This window comes from Variovorax sp. MPBD4-3 (assembly GCF_058809745.1).
This window is the reverse complement of the sequence record NZ_JBXASW010000117.1, coordinates 2,501-5,203: the sequence shown is the minus strand read 5'-3', so window position 1 is coordinate 5,203 and position 2,703 is coordinate 2,501. Positions and strand designations below refer to the sequence as shown.

General features: G+C 50.6%; 1 rRNA gene (running past one end of the window). It reads right to left on the bottom strand.

The features are described from left to right. Positions 1–104: 104 nt before the first annotated feature. A 23S ribosomal RNA gene (locus AC1RVW_RS30555) occupies positions 105–2,703 on the bottom strand; it runs 272 nt beyond the window's last position.

Here is a 2,703-nt window from a genome sequence, read left to right as displayed (position 1 = left end):
GATCAACCGGACGAATTCATAGAGTTTGGAATCAGCTTTTGGCGAATTGTTTTGAATGCGTCAACTTGGCATAACACCTTGATCTGTATTTTGATCAAAGTTATAGGGTCAAGCCGCACGAGCAATTAGTATCAGTTAGCTTAACGCATTACTGCGCTTCCACACCTGACCTATCAACGTCCTGGTCTTGAACGACTCTTCAGGGGGCTCAAGGCCCCGGCAGATCTCATCTTGAAACGAGTTTCCCGCTTAGATGCTTTCAGCGGTTATCTCTTCCACACTTAGCTACTCGGCAATGCCACTGGCGTGACAACCGATACACCAGAGGTGTGTCCACTCCGGTCCTCTCGTACTAGGAGCAGGCTTCCTCAAATCTGCAGCGCCCACGGAAGATAGGGACCAAACTGTCTCACGACGTTTTAAACCCAGCTCACGTACCTCTTTAAATGGCGAACAGCCATACCCTTGGGACCGGCTACAGCCCCAGGATGAGATGAGCCGACATCGAGGTGCCAAACACCGCCGTCGATATGAACTCTTGGGCGGTATCAGCCTGTTATCCCCAGAGTACCTTTTATCCGTTGAGCGATGGCCCTTCCATACAGAACCACCGGATCACTATGTCCTGCTTTCGCATCTGCTCGACTTGTCAGTCTCGCAGTTAAGCACGCTTATGCCATTGCACTATCGTCACGATGTCCGACCGTAACTAGCGTACCTTCGAACTCCTCCGTTACGCTTTGGGAGGAGACCGCCCCAGTCAAACTGCCTACCATGCACTGTCCCCGATCCAGATAATGGACCTAGGTTAGAACCTCAAACACACCAGGGTGGTATTTCAACGTTGGCTCCACAAGATCTAGCGACCCTGCTTCAAAGCCTCCCACCTATCCTACACAGATCTGTTCAAAGTCCAATACAAAGCTACAGTAAAGGTTCATGGGGTCTTTCCGTCTTTCCGCGGGGAGATTGCATCATCACAAACATTTCAACTTCGCTGAGTCTCAGGAGGAGACAGTGTGGCCATCGTTACGCCATTCGTGCAGGTCGGAACTTACCCGACAAGGAATTTCGCTACCTTAGGACCGTTATAGTTACGGCCGCCGTTTACTGGGACTTCAATCAAGAGCTTGCACCCCATCATTTAATCTTCCAGCACCGGGCAGGCGTCACACCCTATACGTCCACTTTCGTGTTTGCAGAGTGCTGTGTTTTTAATAAACAGTCGCAGCCACCGATTTTTTGCAACCCATTCATGCTCCGTTGTTCACTTCACACTAATAGGGCACACCTTCTTCCGAAGTTACGGTGTCAATTTGCCGAGTTCCTTCTCCTGAGTTCTCTCAAGCGCCTTAGAATACTCATCTCGCGCACCAGTGTCGGTTTGCGGTACGGTCGTATATAGCTGAAGCTTAGTGGCTTTTCCTGGAACCTCGTTCAGTCACTTCACCAGCAAGCTGGCTCGATCGTTGGCCTCGGTATATGTGCACCGGATTTGCCTAATGCACGCCTACATCCAACTAAACCGGGATATCCAACACCCGGATGACCTATTAAGATCCGTCCCCACATCGCACTATATATCGGTACAGGAATATTGACCTGTTTCCCATCAGCTACGCATCTCTGCCTCGCCTTAGGGGCCGACTCACTCTACGCCGATGAACGTTGCGTAGAAAACCTTGCGCTTACGGCGAGGGGGCTTTTCACCCCCTTTAACGCTACTCATGTCAGCATTCGCACTTCTGATACCTCCAGCACGCTTTACAACGCACCTTCACAGGCTTACAGAACGCTCTCCTACCACTTGCAATAAATTGCAAATCCGCAGCTTCGGTAACTGGCTTAGCCCCGTTACATCTTCCGCGCAGGACGACTCGATCAGTGAGCTATTACGCTTTCTTTAAATGATGGCTGCTTCTAAGCCAACATCCTGACTGTTTTAGCCTTCCCACTTCGTTTCCCACTTAGCCAATTTTAGGGACCTTAGCTGGCGGTCTGGGTTGTTTCCCTCTTGAGTCCGGACGTTAGCACCCGGTGCTCTGTCTCCCAAGCTGTACTCATCGGTATTCGGAGTTTGCCTTGGTTTGGTAAGTCGCCATGACCCCCTAGCCAAAACAGTGCTCTACCCCCGATGGTAATACTTGAGGCACTACCTAAATAGTTTTCGGAGAGAACCAGCTATTTCCAAGTTTGTTTAGCCTTTCACCCCTATCCACAGCTCATCCGCTAGTTTTGCAACACTAGTCGGTTCGGACCTCCAGTACCTGTTACGGCACCTTCATCCTGGCCATGGATAGATCACTTGGTTTCGGGTCTACACCCAGCGACTGATCGCCCTATTCGGACTCGATTTCTCTACGGCTTCCCTATTCGGTTAACCTTGCCACTGAATGTAAGTCGCTGACCCATTATACAAAAGGTACGCAGTCACCCTTGCGGGCTCCTACTTTTTGTAAGCACGCGGTTTCAGGATCTATTTCACTCCCCTCCCGGGGTTCTTTTCGCCTTTCCCTCACGGTACTAGTTCACTATCGGTCAATGATGAGTATTTAGCCTTGGAGGATGGTCCCCCCATATTCAGACAGGATTTCTCGTGTCCCGCCCTACTTGTCGTTAGCTCAGTACCACACAGGTCATTTCACGTACGGGGCTATCACCCGCTATGGCCAGCCTTTCCAAGCTGTTCCGTTATGTCTTGTG